Here is a 19,662-nt window from a genome sequence, read left to right on the forward strand (position 1 = left end):
TTAATGACACATGGCATCACAACGTTTGTTTGAACGGCTATTAACCGGTACAACGCAACATAACCAAGCATCAACAACTCATGCGATTACTGAGTCTATTCGCGCTCACGTTGCACAACTGCTATCAACACGACAAGGAGCGGCACTTATTCGACCTGATTTAGGTCTACCAGATCTTAATATGTCCCACATGACTCCTCACGATGCCATTTTGCATGTGAAGCGAGAAATCGAACGTGTCATCACTTGTTATGAGTCTCGCCTTAGCAATATTCAAGTACGCTACCTAGGGGACATACACAGTCCACTGCATTTGTATTTTGATATTCAAGGAGACGTAATTCTAAATGGTCAAATAGTCCCAATTTCATTTACCACGAATAATCCAATGCAAGGTGCAGCATGAGTTTTGAGCAGTATTATCATTCTGAATTAGTAGCCTTACGCGAGCTAGGAAAATCTTTTTCTGAAGAGAATCCTGCCCTTGCTCCTTTTCTTGGTCAAGAAGGTTTAGACCCAGATATTGAGCGTCTGTTTGAAGGATTTGCTTTTTTAGTTGGTCGTTTACATCAACGTTTAGATAATCAATTGCCAGAGCTAACCCATTCATTGATGCGACTCTTATGGCCCAATTACGTGCAAGCGTTACCCGCAATGAGTACCTTGAAATTCACACCAACCGATGCACTAACACAAAAAACCTTAATTAAGCGTGGTACCGAAGTATTAAGCCAGCCCATTGAAGGGGTTCAGTGTCAATTTAAGACCTGTTATGACGTCGACGTGTACCCAATTTCAATTCATTCATCATCATTTACTGCAAACGGGAATGGCGGGATATATCAGCTCCGGTTAGAGCTTCCATCTGGGGTTACACTGCATTCTCTTAATATGAAACAGCTTAAAGTTCACTTTAACGGTGATAAAGCCAGCAGCCTTGCGTTAATCATGGCGCTTTGCTCAACCACCACTCAAGCTGAGTTTTGTGCATTAGACAAAGATAATACTCTTATTAATCGTTCTACTTTCTCAGTAGACAGTATTCAATCTGTTGGTTTTTCTTCAGATCAAGCACTGTTTGATTATCCTCTTAATACGTTCGAGGGCTATCGACATATTCAAGAATTTTTTTGTTATCCAGAAAAGTATTACTACATTGACTTAACTGAACTTCCTCTTTGGCCAGCTCAGTTTAGTGAAGGGTGTAAATACATAGATCTCCGTTTCACCATTGCTAGCCTTACTCAGCAACCATTTTATGCGAACCGTATAAAGCCCGAATTGTTTTGCACACCAATTGTTAATTCATTTCAAACGGATACGCAGCCGATCTTACTTACCCACCGTAAAGATCAATATAAAATTACGCCTGCATCATTTACTGATGCTAATAGCACGATTTTATCTATTGAAGAGGTACAAGGATGGAACCCTGGTCAAAAAGGGCGAATCCATTTTTATCACTTTGAATCATTTGAACATAATGATAAAAATAAACACTCGAATTATTACAGCATTCGACAAGAAAAGAACATTGTGAATGGGCATTTTGATACCTATTTATCCTTTCGCTCTCAATATACCTTTACTAATAACGTGACCGTGTCACTGTCTGTTACTGCGTGTAATGGCCCATTAGCTCAACGATTAGCAATAGGCTCCATTACAGAAACCACATCCCAAACCACAGGTTCGGTGACATTTACTAATGTACGTGCAGTTACGCCTTGTTATACGCCACCGATTGAAAAAGACGGATTGTGGTCACTGATCTCAAACATGTCGCTTAATTATCTCTCATTAACCAAACCAGAAGCATTTAAACGCATTTTGTTAGCTTACGACTTTGCAGGTCAGCAAGACGACGCTAAGGGAAAAAAACATCAACGTTTAATTGATGGCATTGAGGACATCACCACAAAACCAAGTGATATGTTATATGAAGGGGCGCCTGTTCGTGCCATGAATACCCATTTACATCTCAACAGTAAGCATTTTTTATGTGAAGGTGAGCTTTATCTCTTCGCAACCGTCATTAATGAATTCCTGTCTCTCTACACCAGTATGAATTCATTTAATCAACTTAACGTGACAAGTACAGATGGAGGAGACTATTCATGGCAACCACGAATGGGGCAGCAACCTCTTATCTAACTGAAGAAACAGCACCAATAGTCTTCAACCCTCTGCCATCAATAACGGTTGAATCTGCGCTTGCGCTAAATATCTCGGTTGAGAATATTGGTCATTTATCATTAATGAAAGCGCTTGATCATGTGTGTTATCAACTTTGTTCTCATTATGATTTATCTCACGATGACGCTTATGAGCGTATACAATTTATTGCTAATCCTTCTCAGGGCTTTGCTCCGCGAGAAATCCAAAGCGTGTCGGTTGTAAGCAATAATGATGGGTTACCAAAAATCATCATGACTTTAAATATGCTGTCGCTGATTGGGGCATCCTCCCCTCTGCCTCATTATTACAATGACTATTTATTGCAAGATGAACACAATGTCCTGAAGCCATTTCTCGATATTTTTCATCATCGTCTTCACCGCCTTATTCGAAATGTATGGCAAAAATACCGCTATAACGCTGCATTTAGAGAAGGGGCAGATGACCCATTCTCTCAACATATTTTTGCCTTGCTCGGGCTAAAAAACAAAGAGTTACGTGACGACAAATCAATAAATTGGCCTCGTTTGTTTCCATATTTAGGATTATTAAGCCAACGTGTTCGATCGGCAAATACCATCGAAGCCTTATTGCGTTATTACTTTCAGCATTCTGATATTCACATTGAAGAATGTATTTTACGTCACTGCCATATACCAGAAAAACAGCTGTGCTCATTAGGCGTAATGAATTCCTCACTCTCTAGTAATGTTGTGCTTGGAGACTGTGCACCTGACCGTGCGAATAAATTTAGAATTCATATTACTCAACTGACATGGGAACACTTTCATTCATTTTTAACCGATAAACCCAATTGGATTGCTCTAAATCGATTAGTGCAATTTACCGTAAAAGATCCACTCGACTTCGACATTCAACTTCATTTAAAAAATGATGAACCCCGTCCATTGACCCTATCAGACAGCAATGAATGCTGCTTAGGTTGGACGAGTTGGCTAGGTTCAAGTTCGAATGAAGGACGTATTACACTTTCAGGGAAGACATTATGATTAACGTAGAATTACCTCAATTAATTAAGACCTTAGACAAAGAATCCCACTTAGCGCTAGAGCAAGCAGCTCAATTATGTGTGGCTCGTGGAGGAAACGAGGTACTGTGTGAGGATTTCATCCTAGCAGCGCTTAATAACCCGCAAAGTTTTTGGAATAAAGCATGTCAGCAATACCAAGTATCAAGCGAACGTTTAATTGAAGCTCTACAACACGGACGAAAAAGTACAGTATCTGAAAGCAATCACCCCGTCCTCTCTACTGCTCTAATTGAATGGCTACAAGAAAGTTATTTATATTCCATGCTTGAAATGAAGTTAGCAGAGGTGTTAGCCGCTAATTTGTTATTAACCCTACTTTCACACCCAAATAAATATGGCCACACGCCTTATTATCGTGAATTAAGCGTTATCCCTCCATCTTCTCTTAAGCAGCAAGTCGAAGGGCTTATCGACTCTGTAACTCAAAACGAACACACTAATCATGAGCATCAAAGTGCGCTAGAGGCCTACACCACCAATTACACCCAACTTGCTAAAGAAGATAAAATCGACCCAGTATTATGCCGAGACAGTGAGATCAGACAAATGATCGACATCTTAGCTCGCCGCCGTAAAAACAATCCGATGATTGTTGGCGAAGCTGGAGTCGGTAAAACCGCATTAGTCGAAGGCTTAGCCATCAAGATAGCACACGGTGAAGTTCCTGATCTTTTACAAAATGTGTCTCTTCTTTCGTTAGATTTAGGCTTATTACAAGCCGGCGCAAGCATTAAAGGTGAGTTTGAACGCCGTTTAAATCTCGTTATTACTGCCGTTCAAGAAAGTCCAAGTCCTATCATTCTTTTCATTGATGAAGCCCATACCTTAATTGGTGCAGGTGGACAAGCTGGAAGTAACGATGCAGCGAACTTATTAAAACCGGCGCTCGCTCGTGGTGAATTACGCACCATTGGCGCGACGACGTGGTCTGAGTATAAAAAATACATTGAAAAAGATCCTGCTTTAGCTCGTCGATTCCAACCTGTGAAAGTTCTTGAACCTAGCGTAGAACAAGCCATCACCATCTTACGTGGACTTGCTGAACGTTATGAAGAGAGTCACGGCGTTTATGTACGAGACGATGCCATTATTGCTGCCGCTGAATTGTCCGCTCGTTACATTAGTGGACGTCAATTACCAGATAAAGCCATTGACCTTCTTGATACTGCTTGTGCACGAGTAAAGATCAACCTAAAAGCTAAACCAGGATCGTTAGAAGCGCTTTTGCATACCATTGCAATTACCCAACGAGAATTAGATTGCGTTATAAGGGACAAACAAGCCGGAATTAATATCGAAGAAAGCCTCATTACTCGTCTCGAAGACACATTAGTACAAACGCAGCAGCAAGCGAACGAACTAGAACAGCAATGGTGCGAGCAAAAAGAGTTAGCAGAAGCCTTACTGACTTCAAGAATCGATATTGCACAATGTGATGAAGAAGCTGAACGTGAACGCTTAGTTTGCAATCAACAAGAAATTTATCAGCAACTCACTAATGCCCAGACTTTGGGCTCTCTGGTCAATTATGAAACCTGTCCTTCTCTTGTTGCAGAAGTGGTTTCTCATTGGACAGGAATACCATTAAGCACTTTACAACGCGGTCAAGCAACGCAAGTGCTGAACATAAAACGCCAACTTAAAGAACAAATTAAAGGTCAAGATCAAGCCGTTATTGCATTAGAAAAAGCCATTCAAGCTACGGCTGCAGGGCTTAATAATCCCAATGCCCCAACAGGTGTTTTTCTGTTTGTCGGTCCAAGTGGTGTGGGAAAAACCCAAACCGCGCAAGCAATCGCAGATCTAATGTATGGCGGTGAGCAATTTCTTACCACCATCAATATGTCTGAGTTCCAAGAAAAACACACGGTTTCTCGCCTTATTGGTTCCCCTCCAGGTTATGTTGGTTATGGTGAAGGTGGCGTATTAACGGAAGCGGTACGTCAACGACCTTATTCTGTTGTTCTACTTGATGAAGTTGAAAAAGCCGATCCAGAAGTAATGAACCTCTTTTATCAGATCTTTGATAAAGGCGTGGCGAATGATGGTGAAGGCCGAGAAATCAATTTCAGACAAACTCTTATTATCATGACATCTAACTTGGCATCAGACCAAATTGAAGCCCTGTGCAGCCAAGAAGCAAAGCCAACCACAGCCGAGCTAACTAAAGCCATTCGCCCAACGCTAAATCAATACTTTAAACCTGCTCTTGTTGGTCGAATGAATGTAGTTCCTTTCTTCCCACTAGAGCTCGATAGCATGAAGGCCTTAGTCACTATTCGGCTAAACCAACTGCAAACTCAGCTTCTACAACAAGACATTACGCTAGATTTTGATGAAGCCATTGCCCATCACATAGCTCAAAGCTGCACCTTAACCGAAACTGGTGCTCGAAATATTGATGCCGTTATTAATCATCAATTAAAACCTGCGTTTTCATCTCAAATATTATTGGCACTTGCTCGAAAAGAGCCATTACGCCAAATCACTCTTGCTATCGACTCTGATGGACAAGTTTGCTGTGAGTTTGGGGAGTAACTATGTCAGATCAAGGTGAGTTTACTCAATGTTGGTTATCTGGTGTTCTCAAGCACAGTGGTGCTCAAAAAGTCATTTGCTTTTTATCTCAAGCCTCAGGAACTCAACTGTTTAAAATGGCGGAAGGCTTCACTCAAGACAATGGTAATAGCAAAATCAAACTTACCGCTGTCGAGCAGAACCAACACACAAATAAGCGCATTAATACCGACTATAGCGAGTTTAATACCTTAACGCTGTGCATGAGTGAAGGTCGTAACTTTAACCTTCATTTCAGTCAGTGTAGTGATGAAATCAAAGATACCCTATTTGATCACACTGAACATTATTCACTCACTGATGGTGAAGTTGAATTCATGCCATTAAGGAATGCTCAAGGACGTGTTTCAGGGGTGTTGATGTTCTATTTTTCACGTTTTACTTGTTATCAAAAGAGCGACAGACAAACGATTAATACGCTTAATTCATTGGCGATTGATCGCTTAGCATTTGCCTTAAAAAACCAACATCATTCTCTGGAAGAAAAACTGTCTCCTCAATCCCAATCGGCTCATATTCCTTCCGATTTAAATATCATAGGAGAGAGCCAAGCGATTAAAAATGTACGATTAACTATTTCAAAAGCCCTGCATATTAATCGTAACGTTTTAGTTACTGGGGAAACAGGCAGTGGTAAAGAGCTAATCGCCAAAGCCATTCACCAATTTGGAAACCGAAGAAATGAGCCCTATGTGGTTCAAAACTGTGCCTCCATTCCTGAACACTTACTAGAGAGTGAGTTGTTTGGTTATCAAAAAGGCGCCTTCACAGGAGCAGATAGAGATTACATTGGACTGATACGTTCAGCAGATAAAGGTATTTTGTTTTTAGATGAGATCGGTGATATGCCAAGCTCTCTTCAGGCCAAATTACTTCGCGTGTTAGAAGAGAAGAAAGTACGCCCTCTTGGCTCAACAACACTCTATGATGTTGATGTAAAAGTCATTTCGGCGACCCATCAAATCCTGCTTAACAAAATTGAACAAGGGGAATTTCGTCAAGATCTCTATTTCCGTCTAGCGCAATTTCCCATCGCCCTTCCACCACTTAGAGAAAGAGAAGAGGACATTGCACTTTTAGGGCGTTTTTTTGCAGAGCATTACGCCAAAGAACAACACCAAACGTCACCAACGTTAAGCAAAGGCTTTATTGAATGCCTGTCGAATTATGCATTTCCTGGCAATGTGCGCGAGCTTAAAAACATCATTGAACGATGCTGTATGGAAGCCCCAAATAGCAAACAGTTAGACAAAGAAATCATTACACAAGTCTTAAACGGCATCATGATCATAGCACCAAAGAAACAAGAAGAGCCCCTGTTAATGGGTAGCCTTTCTGAACAAATTGAGCAGTTTGAAAAAAACGTTTTGATGCAATATCTAGAAAAGCATCAAGGTCACCTGCAAACGGTCGCTAATCGACTCGAACTATCAAAGGGCTCACTCGATTATCGATTACGAAAATTTAATTTATCCGCCAAGGAATGGAGATACTAAGCATGTTGTTACGCTTTTCATTAATCACAACCTTGTTACTGCTATCAGCATGCAGTAATTACGATGATTATCGCCCTGTTGGCAACCCTGAACCGCAAGAGCAATCGACATTAATTACAGAGGAAGAATAAAATGGAACTGGCCTTTGATATCATTAAATCACACGATCTTCCTATCGATACTCTGCCTACTTTCACCTTCAAAAAAGCAGGTGGAACCATAGGCCGCAGTCCAAATGCCGATTGGTATATCGCGGATACTAAACGTCAATTATCCAATATTCATGCATCGATCAGTTTTGATGACCAACAATATTTCATTACCGATAGCAGCACCAATGGAACCTATTTTGATGGTCAAGAAGCCTCTTTAAATACTGGTGAACTGCATCCTGTTTCTCATGGTGATGTTTATGAGTTAGGGTTTATCAAAATAAGAGCGCGAATTCTTCAAGATCCAACAAATTATGCATCCCCTGAGCCAACAAATAACGCCGCATTAGATCCTCTTGCTAATCATGGTACCGATCAGAACCCATCGGTATTTGATATGATCCCCGACGACAGCTTTTTAAGTAATACTCCCATTGAGGAGCTCTTAAACAGCGATGAGGAGATCATTCTAAAGCAAGTGGAAGAGAACGTTCCCTCTCAATCCATTATGGATGATGCTTTGCTTAAAGAGCAATTTATCTCTCCCGTGCTTGATGACGACATTATTAGCGAAGACATTGAATTGGAAACTCAAGCATTCAAAACTCAACCTACGTCTAAAGCTCACGCATCAACGAAAAGACAAACAACTCAACGTACGCAACCACAAGCGGAGGCTATCGGTGAAGATAATGATGCCTATTTAGCCGCACTATCTAAAGGTCTAGGAATAGAGCTGAATAACTTGGAAGATCCAGAGCAAACCTTATTTGAAATTGGTGCAGCACTACGCAGTTCAGTCAATGGCATACAACAGCTTCTGCGTACCCGTACCGAACTGAAAAATAAACTAACTGCAAATGCCACAACCATCCAAGCACAAGGAAATAACCCAATAAAATTTAGCCACGATGTAAATGATGCCCTTAATGTCATCATTCACCACAAGCCGGGGTATTTACAAGGTATTGAAGCAATAAGTCAAAGCTGTAAAGACATTCAAGCTAATCAACTGGCTATCCATGACGCATGCCAGCACACCTTAGATGCGCTGATTGATAAATTATCGCCACAAACTTTGATATACCGATTTGTTCAAGAAGGTGTGCAAAGCAAATTTGGAAAAGCCGATGCGCAATATTGGCAGGCATACAGCAAATTACACGAGCAAATTAGTAAAGATCCCGATTGGAGAAATGCCTTATTAGAGCAAGATTTTGCTAAACAATATGAAACTCAATTACAGATGCTCTCTGCAGCGCTTCGCGTATAGCCATTAAATAGTGAAATGAAAAGGACGTTATCATTATGAAAAAATTAATTACCCTCATAACTTTGCTGTTTCTCAGTGCGTGCAGCAGTACACCTGACCCAACTTACGTCGCGTTAACCTTGAACGCATCTTCAGAACTCAACCCCGACCATGTTGATCGCCCTTCTCCATTAGTCATTAAAGTCATTGAAATATCCTCTGTCACCAGTTTTGAAAATGCGGAATTTTTTGATTTATACAACAACGCAAAATCAACATTAGGGTCGGATTTCATCGCTGAAGAAGAGCTTATCTTACGACCGGGAGATCAAAAAACCATTAAATTGAAGCTTGATGTTAAAGGTCAATATTTAGCAGTTATTGGCGCTTATCAAAATATTGATAATGCCAATTGGCATTATATCTACACCGTGAAGCAACAAAAGGCTCAAAAAATTGAGCTTATCGCTACAAATAACGCCATCGTAAAGCTAGAGCGAGTAAAGAAAAAAACATCGCCTACCAATAACAATACGCGTATTTAGAGGACAAAATTATGCAAAAAGTTATATGGAAAGAAGGCATGTTATTACGGCCTCAACATTTTCAGCAAAATGACCGTTATTACCACAATCAGTTACAAGTAAGAACTCAACAACAACACAGGTACAATTGGGGATTCCACTCCCTTAGCTTTGATAGTCATCACCTCTCTGTTGGAAAAATCGTGATCAGTCAAGCTTCTGGGATCCTTCCTGATGGTTCTTTATTTGATATTCAGCATCAAACTAACCCTATCATTTGGGAATCGGATGCCCCTGCAACCAATCTCAATTTGTATTTGGCAGTGTCTCTATCCACACTAAATAGCCCTGAAGCTCGAGAAGAAAAAGAAGTCGACATTAATACTCGTTATGTCTCTTATGATCTCACGGTTGCCGATAATAATGCGCAAGTGCAAAACCTACAAACCATTAGCTGTGGTGATCTTGATTTTCATATTATTACTGAAGATGAAATTGACAACCACTGGGTAAAACTCAAATTATGTGAAGTAAAACAAGTCACTCCAGAAGGCGCGATTCAACTTAACACTCATTTTGAAGCCAGTTTTATTAATGGTCTTCACTCCTCTTTAGTCCATAGAGCATTACGGGAAGTATTGACACTGGTCACTCATAAGGCTGATATCTTAGCAGAGCGTATTACCCAATCAGGCCATGCAACCTCTGAGATTGGAGACTTTCTTTTACTTCAATTACTTAATCGATATGAACCGCAGCTTAATTATTTAAATAAATGCTCTCATTATCATCCTGAAGAACTCTTCTTATTACTGGCTTCGTTGCAAGGCGAACTTTCAGCTTACGATTCAACGCATCGTAGAGGTAATCTTGACCTTGCCTATAACCATAAAGAACAGGGCGAATCTTTTGAGCGTATTTTATTTCAGCTACGTAAACAGCTAAATCAATCACTGAAACAAAATGCCTTTGAAATTCCTCTTCAAAAGCGCAATCACGGTGTACTTATCGCCCCAATTTCAGACGACAGCTTATTGCAAGAGGCAACTTTTATTCTTGCTGCTCGCTCACACACAGACGCTGAAACCCTCCGTAAACAGTTACCGCCACAGCTCAAAGTAGGCCCAGTAGAAAAGATACGTAATTTAGTGAACTTGCAACTTCCAGGGATCACTTGCCGATCTCTTTCTGTAGCACCAAGACAAGTACCTTTTCATGGCGATTATTGCTATTTCACCTTAGATCTTAATGCGAATGATCGCTCACAACTGACCCAATCGGGTGGATTCGCCTTCCATATTGCAGGTGATTTCCCTGAACTTTCTCTCTTCTTCTGGGCAATAAGGAACAGTTAATATGAACAGCAGTAACATGGACGATCGCACTGTACTCATTACTCAAGAGCTAAATCAGATCAATCCAACATTAACGCAAAATACCAGCGCGCCAAAATTCGATCAATTGCAAGATCGCATGGTGTATGCCGCTAGAATTAAACCTGAAGAGTATAATTTTTCAGGCAACAATCCACTCATCAGTGCAGCTTCTTCTCTGCTGTGCATTACGTGTGATTTAAAAAAAGAAAGCTATCAAGATATTGAGCTACTTAAACCAAAATTAGTTGAAGAGTTGAAGTCATTCGAGTTTCAAGCCCTTAACTCAGGAGTTGAGAATAACTATGTTGCACTTTCTCGCTATCTTTTATGTTCGTTTGTCGATGAAATCATTGTTACCACCCCTTGGGGCTCTGAAAGCCATTGGGCCTCACAAAGTATGTTAAGCAGCTTTCATAACGAGACTTATGGAGGCGAAAAGTTTTTCTTATTACTCGAAAAGCTCAGTCGTAACCCGGCGAAATATTTGGATCTCTTAGAGCTAATGTACTTATGCTTAAGCTTAGGCTTTGAAGGAAAATATCGAGTTCTATCCAGAGGGTTAATTGAGCTTGAGGCCATTCGGGATTCATTATATCGACAGATCCGCTCTCTACGTCCTGAACAAGAATCCAGTCTCTCACCCAATTGGGAGCCAAAACAAGTACAACGCCATAAGTTGACTAAACAAACCTCATGGATTGGTATTGTGTGCGTGGTTACTTTCTCTCTCTGCGCTATTTATAGTGGCTTTTACTACGTTTTGGATCAGCAATCAGAGCACGTAATTCAAGCGTTTCAACAAATTGATTTATAGGATTTTCACGGATGAAATCATTTTTTAACACACTATTAGACACCTTAAAAAAGACATGGTGCTGGAGCTTATTATGCAGTTTACTGCTCGCTCTTTTGCTGTGTCTATTTGGCAAACACATCGCCATTGCTAATACCCCTCTTATTGAAACCACCACAGGTAAAGTTCTGACCGTCTTTATTTGTTTGCTTTTGTGGGCAGCGTTCAATCTAACGCTATGGTGGCTAGCAAAACGAGAATCTCAAAAAGAAGAGAACAAAGAAGCGTATGAAGCAGCACAATCTGAACTGGCTTACATCCAAGAAGAAAGCTCACTATTAAAAGGAAAGCTTGATGCAGCCATCGCTACGATTAAACGAGCAGGCCTGTATGGAAAGTTAAATAATAATGTTAAGTATCAACTGCCTTGGTACATGGTTATTGGCCCTCAAAATAGTGGGAAAACCACACTATTAGAATGCTCTGGCTTGGATTTTCCTCTTAATCAAACAGATGGCCACTACACGAGAGACATTCAAAACAGCCAACACTGCGAATGGTATTTTGCTAATCATGCAGTTTTATTGGATGCCGCAGGCCGTTTTTTTGATCAACACGAAAATGAGCTGAATAAACCGGTATGGCGACGTTTTTTAAAAGCACTGCGTAATAAACGCCGTCGTCGCCCTCTCAATGGTGTGATCTTAACTATCGATATTACGACACTGCAATCTCCTGATGAAAGCAGCATTGAAGTACAGGCTCGTTATGTCAGAGAGCGTCTACAAGAATTAAGGCATGAACTGAGTTCAGATATGCCTATCTACTTTTTATTAACTAAAATGGATAAAGTAGAAGGTTTTGAACCCTTCTTCTCCTCACTATCACGCGAAGAAATGGATCAAGTCTTCGGTGTTACCTTTAATGAAGGGGAAGGACAACAAGCAGATAAAATCAAAAAAGAATTTGAAAAGCTTATTCTGCGTATTGACGCTCAAGTAATGTCACGTTTACATGATGAGCGTGATGTAATGAAGCGTGCCGAATTATTGCAATTTCCAAGGCAATTGAGTTTTCTTGCAGAGCGCCTTGCTCTGTTCTCTGAGTTGGCTTTTACCAAGACACGTTACCATCAAGCATCACATTTACGTGGGCTTTATTTAACCTCAGTGCCAGCACCAACCAATGCTCAAGCGGATTCTAGTACCTCTAATATTGGTCAAAACTTAGGGATAAGTTCTCGAGTATTACCAACCTACCAACATCAACGTGGTTTTTTTATCCGCAAACTGCTTGATGAGGTGATTTTTCCAAACAGTGAGCTCGCAACGCTGGATGAAAATTATGAACGAAAAGTGAAGCTAAAAAACGGGGCTATTTATGCGACTTCATTTGCTTTGATTATTGGTTTAGGATCACTGTGGGCCACAAGCTTTTTAAATAATCACGGCAAACAGCAAACACTCTTAACCCTTGCGGACAGCTACAACCAACAAATAGTTCATTTGTCTCCATTAGCGCCTTCTATCGAGCTATTGCCTACTTTAGACCCTTTATTAAAAGCAACTCAGGTTTATCAAAAGAAGGATAATAACTTTCCAGAGAACATGGCAGGACTACAACAAGGAGAAAAATTAAGGCAAGCAGCAGAAAAGGCGTATCACCAACAATTGATTGCGTTATTGTTGCCTAAAGTCACTAGTGAGCTCGAATACCAAGTCACCAATAACCAAGATAATCGTGAGTTTCTTACTCCTTCTTTGCGCGCGTATCTAATGCTCAATATGCACGAACACTTAGATACTCAGTATTTAAAGCAATGGATGGGATTACATTGGTCTTATCTATACAGTGGCTCAGCAACAGAACAAAATGCCTTACAAACACACTTAACCAATTTACTTAGCATTGGCTTTGAACCAGTGCAATTAAACGATAACTTAGTAGCAAAATCTCGTAAATTCCTCCGGGAATCTGATACCTCAGCACTTGTCTATCAGCAATTAAAGCAAGATGCGAAAGAGATGAACTTACGAGATATAAAGTTAAGTGATCACCTTGGGCCAAACCAAAACCTTTTTAATAATACCAGCACTATTATACCTGGATTGTATACTCAAAAAGGCTATCAAACGGTCTTTTTAAGTAAAGGGTTAGATCAGGTCAAACAGCTGATTAATGAAAATTGGGTTATTGGATTATCCAGTGACTTGAGCACCAATGAAATTCGGGGCCTTTATGCTGAAGTGGAAGATCTCTATTTTCATGATTATATTCGCTACTGGAAAGAAGCCGTTGAGCAATTACAAATCAAGCCATCTAAAAATATAGATGAGGCAATACTGCAAATTGCAAACATGACAGGTTCGAGTCAACCCATCTTAAAACTGCTTAATCTTATTCGAGAAAACACCACTTTTGTCGATCAAGCACAGCTTGCTTCTAATGCAGCCAAAACAACAAATAAGTTACCGGTTAACACAAAGCTCAAAAAAGTTGCCTCTCTTGGTTTGCACAGTGTTGAAGAACGCTCACAAAGCGCAAGAAAAGCAGTCAGTAACCAATTTGAACCACTGAATTTATTATTAACCGATAAAGCTCAAGCCACCATTCCTCTTGAAGATGCTCTAGTGGTTATTAATGAGTTAAGTGGCCGTTTATCAATGGTAAAATTTTCACCTAACCCGGACCAATCAGCTTTTAAAATTGCTCGAGATCGAATGCAAGGAATACCCAATGAGTTAAATGACATTCGAGTCATGGCAGAGACGTTACCTCAACCATTACAGCAATGGTGGAATCAAATATCCAACAATGCTTGGGGTATCGTTTTAAATCACTCTAGTGATCATATTCAAATGGTCTATCACGATAAAGTGGTTAACCATTACGACATTACTTTATCTGGCCGCTATCCATTTAAAAACAGTAGTCATGACGTCAACATTGCTGATTTTGATGAGTTCTTCCAAAATGGCGGTATCTTGGATGATTTCTTTGATGCTTATTTGTCCTCATTCGTTATTAATCAAAAAGGAAAATTCCAACAAAAAAACTTACATGGCCATTCTTTAGGCCTATCAAAATCATTTTTGAATCAATATAAATATGGCCTTACTATTCAGAAAATGTTTTATGGTTCTAAAGGAAAAGAAGCTAAGGTCTCTTTTCGTATTGCGCCATTTGAACTTGATGCAAGTGCCTTGCAGTCGACCTTCTATTATGGAAGAAATAAGTTCAGTTACCGCCATGGGCCTATTCAGAAAAAACGTTTTACTTGGCCAATCACAAATCAACGTCAATACGTAAGCTTTGTTCTTCAAGATCTCAGTGGAACCAAAGTCGTCAATCAGCAAAACTCAGGACCTTGGGCTTTCTTTAGAGTACTCGATAAATTTAAAGTCAATAAATACCGTGGTCAAGATGTGATTAAATTGGATCTTGAAAACAAAGGATTAGAAGCCAAATACTTGATCTATAGCGATCGTACTCCTAACCCATTTAACCGTAAGGTTTTGAGTAATTTTTATCTTCCTAAAAGGATCAATGGATGAGCCAACAATTTAAAACGGCTCATTTCTCAGAAGAAGGCAAAGTAAGGGATAAAAATGAAGACGCCATTTTATCCTTTACTGAGCAAGGGATCTGGGTTGTAGCCGATGGCATGGGTGGCTATGAGTATGGAGAGATTGCCAGTAACATGATTATTGATGCGTTTCACTCTGAACTATTATATGGTTCATTAGAGCAAAAAATTGAAAAAGCAAAACGCATGCTCTTTAAAGTAAATCATCATTTAAGCCAAGAGAAAACTCTTTCTCATAGCGCTGTAATTGGAAGTACTGTCTGTATGCTTATCGCCCATGATGGGCATATTGCCTGTATTTGGGCTGGTGATTCACGTTGTTACTTATTTAGACATAATAAGCTGTATCAAATATCCAAAGATCACACCCGCGAGCAAAATGGTAGAGAGGCATTAACGCAAGCTATTGGAATGGGCAACGCTCTTGATATTGAGCACTGTATCGTTCCTTTACAGCATCAAGATACCTTTTTACTTTCTAGTGATGGCGTACATAAATATTTATCCCATAACATGATAGAGGCATGCATGGCATTACCTAGTGCATTAAAAGGGTGCTACCACTTAAAAGAGCAGGTGTTACTAACTGAAGCGAATGACAATTTATCTGCAATTATAATTAAGGCAAGCCGATGAGTGAGATGAATATTGACCAATTCTTAGAGGCGGCACCTCCATGCGAAGCGAATAAGTCTATAGTTGAAAAAAGAAAGATAAAACCCATCCCAAAAATCATTAATGACCGTTATAAAATTAAACGAGTTTTAGGAGTTGGTGGTATGGGTGTAGTGTATCAGGTTGATGATCTATTACTAAAAAGTATTGGCCTTGAACAAAGTGAAATGGCCATTAAAGTACTCAGCAGTGAAGCGACTACTTTCCATGATGCAGAGCTACTTCTAGTTAATGAATACCAACAAGCCAATGAGTTACATCATCCAAACATAGTCCCTATTCAGCACCTCGCTTTATGTAATGACTCGCAACAACCTTTTTTAATTATGCCAATAATAAAGGGGGAATTACTCTCGCTATTACTTGATTCTCCATTTGAAAGCATACCTACTGCTGCCCGTTTAAAATACGCCTTTGTTTTAATAAATTGTGTTATTCATTGCCATAAACGCGGTGTTATTCATGGGGATTTAAAACCCAGTAATATCTTAATTTCAGACACTAATGAACTGTATCTATTTGACTTTAGTATCAGCCGTAACATCAATCCTCAAAAAAATAATTTTGCTATTAATTTCAATCAAGTTCATGCTTGGAGCAGTGATTATGCAGCACCAGAAGTACAGCAAGGCAATGCACCAACCATAAAAAGTGACCTCTACTCCCTCTCTATTTTGCTCTACAAGCTGCTACTCGATACGCACCCTTATCAACAAAAAGAGGAAACGTTAGATAGTAGAACTAAAGAACAACAAAAAATACATCAATTACTAAGACAGGCAATGAGCCCTATCTCAGTTGAACGGCACCTTAATTTCAAAGCATTAAATATATTGATAAAAGAAAACCTTAAGCAGCAAACGACAAACAAAAAAATACCGATGCTACAAAAAGTATCATCGGTTTTTTCAAGAAATAAGAATGTATCTACGTAAGAAAATTATGCAATTTGTGTCATTTCATCAGAACTAAAACAAGATATTTGATTCCGCCCTGAGGTTTTTGATTCGTATAAGGCAAGATCTGCACGTTTATAACTAGATTCTCGGCTATTACAGATATCAGTAACTCCACCACTAATGGTTACTTTAATGTCGTCATATAAATTTATTGCTACTCTCAATCTATTTAAAATAATTTCTGCTTCTTGTAATTGAGTATTTGGTAAAATAACGGCAAATTCCTCTCCACCAATACGCGCAACAAAATCACTACGCCGACTTTCTTTGCCTAAAATCCTACCCACTTCAGTAATCACTTTGTCACCAACGTCATGACCATATCTATCATTAATTCGCTTAAAATAATCAATATCGATAATTGCTAAACATGACGACTCAATACCTTTGGCAAATGAATCATTCGTTATAATATTCGAAAATTCACGTTCAAATCTACGTCGATTCCAACACTGGGTTAATGAATCTTTTTCACTCAACTCTCGAAGGCGATTTTCTAGCTCTTTTCTCTCTGTAATATCAACAAATGAGGCGATGAAATATTCTCTTTTACAATCATTATCACAAATCGCTTGAATACGTAATATCTCTGTTAATAGATTCCCATCTTTTCGCTTATTGATAACCTCCCCTTCCCATAATCCTTCAGATTGAATTGTTTTCCACATTGCTGAGTAAAAATCTTTATTATGCTTCCCAGATTGAAACATAGATGGTGATCGTCCAATGACCTCTCTCTCTGTCCAGCCACTTAATCGCGTAAATTCTTCGTTTACTTTAATAATACGGTTGGTTTTATCGGTAATAACAATTGCCGACATCCCATTCAGTGCGGCTAATGCTAACTGACTTTCAAGACTCGTTGCTCTATGTTTAGCTATATACCGCGCAATTAGAATAGAAATGAAAGTAACAAATAATATTACCAAAATGGCTTCATAAATAATAAATGTTAATTTATGGTCTAACTTTTCCGTAGCTAACTTATTCTCACTACTCAATATTAAATAAAGTGAGCTACGACCAAAGTTACCGCCAAGAGTAACCTTTGCAAAGGAGTAAAAAATTTGCTTATCTACAAACTCCCCTGTATTTTGAGCTCTCATTTTTTGCCATAATTCAGGCGTCTCAATTAGAATATTATAGCTTTCTCGCTCTGCTATCAGGTGTCCTAATGTTTTTCGTTTATCTTGAGACGCAAGATAATAGCCTTCTTCATTAACAAACTCTAATTGGTAGCCAGTCTCTAGTGATGCCTCTACTTTATCCACCATTTCATAAACATCTAAGTTAAAAAAGAGATAGCCTTTACGCTCATTATTTATTTCAATCGGTGTAAATATTCGTAATGACGGTTTTAGAGGAGTAACTACTTTTCCATGTTCAACTTCTAAATCAATACCAAAAAAACCAAAGGCATCGACCTTTAATGTTTGTGCATAAATAAAGTAATCTCTATGTGATTTATCTTGAAGTTCACTTTCTGGAACAATGATGATCGCTCCATCCTCCTCATTAATACGAGAGATTTCTTTTCCATCAACTCCAATAAAGTGTACTTGTGAAATATAAGAATAGTTCGTCGCTGTAAGCGTCCAAAGGGATTCAAGCAGTGATCTATTTTTTAGCGAGGGATCTTGGATAAATTCTAATAGTACCCGATTATCTGATAGAAGTTTTAAAGAAGTACCTAATTTTGAAGCAATAGAGTACACCTCTTTTTGGCTAAAATTAAGCTGATGTTTAGCTTCGCTTTCTCTTTGGAATTGAATCGCATTCGACTCCGTCTGATATTGCCCCCAAAGATAAAAAATAGGAGTGACTCCTATCAATAAAATAGTAATAACGAAATATTTGATTTGCTTGTAAAATATACGATTATTCAAAACAGCCAACTTTTTTATTTTATTCTATCAAATAAGAAAAAAATATAAGTGACCCCGGTCCAATAACCACTACTAATACATTGATTTATACTGAATTTTTATTGACGCCATTTAAGTGACATGAAAATAAAATCATATGTCTTATCATTACGACATAAACCAGCTTACTTATTAATCACTTAACTTCTTTTTATTGAATTCTGCTTGCATTATTTATAGCTATGTACAATAATCTCTTCCGTTCTTAAGGAACAACAGAATCTATGGAGGCCCTGGTCCTCCCGCAACACTAACTCGTGAACTCGGTCAGGCCTGGAAGGGAGCAGCCGCAGCGGGCGACGTGTGTGCCGGGATGTGGCTGGGGCTTCCACCTATTTAAAACGCCGCTTTTATTAGCGGCGTTTTGCTATCTAATACTTTTCAAATCCAATAATACCAATCTACATAAGTATTTGATAATTCTTGCTTGTTAAAATCGATTACCTGAACAACTACTTATCCAGAATGGTATAACTCGCTTTACCTCTCGCCCTCACTTCATCTTGTAAACCATTACTTTACTGTTACCTGTTCTATATTTACAATATCCCTTCATCGCTAAAGGAACAGTACATCATGAAGCAAAAAGGTTTTACTCTTATCGAATTAGTTATTGTCATTGTTATTCTAGGTATTCTATCGGTAACCGCCGCTGTAAAATTCATCGATTTACAACGCGATGCACGCATATCAGCACTTAAAGGACTAAAAGGAGAAATGCTTGGTGCTGCAAATCAACTTCACCCTAAAACCATTCTTGCTGGCATGGCAACACAAGCAAGTGGCGCAATAACCATTGAAGGCGATACGATTCAAATCGTCTATGGCTACCCTAAAGCGGATGCTGCTAAAGCATGGAATTCATTAATGAATCAAACATTCATTGATTCACAATATAACGATACTACGCCATCTGACTGGTATTTCCATAATGATACCAGTAAACCTTTTATTACGTTTATGCATAAAAGTAAAAAATACAGTAAAGACAATTGCTATATCAAATATAGCGAAGCTATAAACGTAAATACACCACCTGTATTTGAATTTGTTAATACAGGCTGTTAATCGCACAGCAACAGAATAAATAAGCAATATTGATACAAAAATAAATGTAA

The 19,662-nt window shown here is 39.0% G+C and carries 15 protein-coding genes and 1 other RNA gene; 15 read left to right on the forward strand and 1 reads right to left on the reverse strand.

The genetic code is table 11. The features are described 5' to 3' along the window. The first annotated feature begins 10 nt into the window (after positions 1-10). Genes tssE through PVK71_RS14670 form a run of 13 tightly spaced genes read left to right on the forward strand, consistent with a single transcriptional unit; the run spans position 11 to position 16,595 of the window. Positions 11-406: a type VI secretion system baseplate subunit TssE gene (gene tssE / locus PVK71_RS14610; protein ID WP_274419607.1), complete on the forward strand. Its 396-nt coding sequence runs from the start codon at positions 11-13 to the stop codon at positions 404-406. Then, a complete protein-coding gene (tssF, locus tag PVK71_RS14615) occupies positions 403-2,154 on the forward strand; it encodes a type VI secretion system baseplate subunit TssF (protein WP_274419608.1) in 1,752 nt (583 codons plus the stop codon). The genes tssE and tssF overlap by 4 nt, the downstream gene beginning before the upstream one ends. Continuing rightward, positions 2,118-3,188: a type VI secretion system baseplate subunit TssG gene (tssG, locus tag PVK71_RS14620; protein ID WP_274419609.1), complete on the forward strand. Its 1,071-nt coding sequence runs from the start codon at positions 2,118-2,120 to the stop codon at positions 3,186-3,188. Before tssF ends, tssG begins: the two co-directional genes overlap by 37 nt. Next, positions 3,185-5,767 carry a type VI secretion system ATPase TssH gene (tssH, locus tag PVK71_RS14625; RefSeq protein WP_274419610.1) on the forward strand — a complete coding sequence of 861 codons (2,583 nt, stop codon included), beginning with the start codon at positions 3,185-3,187 and terminating at the stop codon, positions 5,765-5,767. Before tssG ends, tssH begins: the two co-directional genes overlap by 4 nt. A gap of 2 nt (positions 5,768-5,769) precedes the next feature. Next, positions 5,770-7,302, forward strand: coding sequence for a sigma-54 interaction domain-containing protein (locus tag PVK71_RS14630; RefSeq protein ID WP_274419611.1), 1,533 nt, complete (start codon positions 5,770-5,772; stop codon positions 7,300-7,302). Positions 7,303-7,304: 2 nt separating this feature from the next. Then, complete coding sequence (locus PVK71_RS14635; RefSeq protein ID WP_130043297.1) at positions 7,305-7,433, forward strand: hypothetical protein; 129 nt, start codon at positions 7,305-7,307, stop codon at positions 7,431-7,433. Position 7,434: 1 nt separating this feature from the next. Next, positions 7,435-8,727: a type VI secretion system-associated FHA domain protein TagH gene (gene tagH / locus PVK71_RS14640; protein WP_274419612.1), complete on the forward strand. Its 1,293-nt coding sequence runs from the start codon at positions 7,435-7,437 to the stop codon at positions 8,725-8,727. Positions 8,728-8,762: 35 nt separating this feature from the next. Continuing rightward, on the forward strand, positions 8,763-9,251 hold the full coding sequence (gene tssJ, locus PVK71_RS14645) for a type VI secretion system lipoprotein TssJ (RefSeq protein WP_274419613.1): 489 nt from the start codon (positions 8,763-8,765) through the stop codon (positions 9,249-9,251). 11 nt (positions 9,252-9,262) lie between these two features. Next, a complete protein-coding gene (gene tssK / locus PVK71_RS14650) occupies positions 9,263-10,585 on the forward strand; it encodes a type VI secretion system baseplate subunit TssK (RefSeq protein WP_274419614.1) in 1,323 nt (440 codons plus the stop codon). Between the two features lies 1 nt (position 10,586). Next, positions 10,587-11,420 (forward strand): type IVB secretion system protein IcmH/DotU, encoded by an 834-nt coding sequence (gene icmH / locus PVK71_RS14655; RefSeq protein ID WP_274419615.1) that lies wholly within the window; start codon positions 10,587-10,589, stop codon positions 11,418-11,420. Between the two features lie 11 nt (positions 11,421-11,431). Next, on the forward strand, positions 11,432-14,953 hold the full coding sequence (gene tssM / locus PVK71_RS14660; RefSeq protein WP_274419616.1) for a type VI secretion system membrane subunit TssM: 3,522 nt from the start codon (positions 11,432-11,434) through the stop codon (positions 14,951-14,953). Then, positions 14,950-15,621: a PP2C family protein-serine/threonine phosphatase gene (locus tag PVK71_RS14665; protein ID WP_130043291.1), complete on the forward strand. Its 672-nt coding sequence runs from the start codon at positions 14,950-14,952 to the stop codon at positions 15,619-15,621. The genes tssM and PVK71_RS14665 overlap by 4 nt, the downstream gene beginning before the upstream one ends. After that, complete coding sequence (locus PVK71_RS14670) at positions 15,618-16,595, forward strand: protein kinase domain-containing protein (RefSeq protein WP_274419617.1); 978 nt, start codon at positions 15,618-15,620, stop codon at positions 16,593-16,595. Before PVK71_RS14665 ends, PVK71_RS14670 begins: the two co-directional genes overlap by 4 nt. A 5-nt stretch (positions 16,596-16,600) precedes the next feature. Here the strand turns inward: PVK71_RS14670 and PVK71_RS14675 are convergent, their stop codons facing one another. Continuing rightward, a complete protein-coding gene (locus PVK71_RS14675) occupies positions 16,601-18,514 on the reverse strand; it encodes a sensor domain-containing diguanylate cyclase (RefSeq protein WP_274419618.1) in 1,914 nt (637 codons plus the stop codon). Between the two features lie 261 nt (positions 18,515-18,775). Here PVK71_RS14675 and ffs point away from each other — a divergent pair. Both ffs and PVK71_RS14685 read left to right on the forward strand, forming a co-directional pair. After that, positions 18,776-18,872: signal recognition particle sRNA small type (ffs, locus tag PVK71_RS14680), an RNA gene on the forward strand. 248 nt (positions 18,873-19,120) lie between these two features. Continuing rightward, positions 19,121-19,612 carry a type II secretion system protein gene (locus tag PVK71_RS14685; protein ID WP_274419619.1) on the forward strand — a complete coding sequence of 164 codons (492 nt, stop codon included), beginning with the start codon at positions 19,121-19,123 and terminating at the stop codon, positions 19,610-19,612. The last annotated feature ends 50 nt before the right edge of the window (positions 19,613-19,662 follow it).

It is taken from the genome of Aliivibrio sp. S4MY1, assembly GCF_028765545.1.
Classification (GTDB): domain Bacteria; phylum Pseudomonadota; class Gammaproteobacteria; order Enterobacterales; family Vibrionaceae; genus Aliivibrio.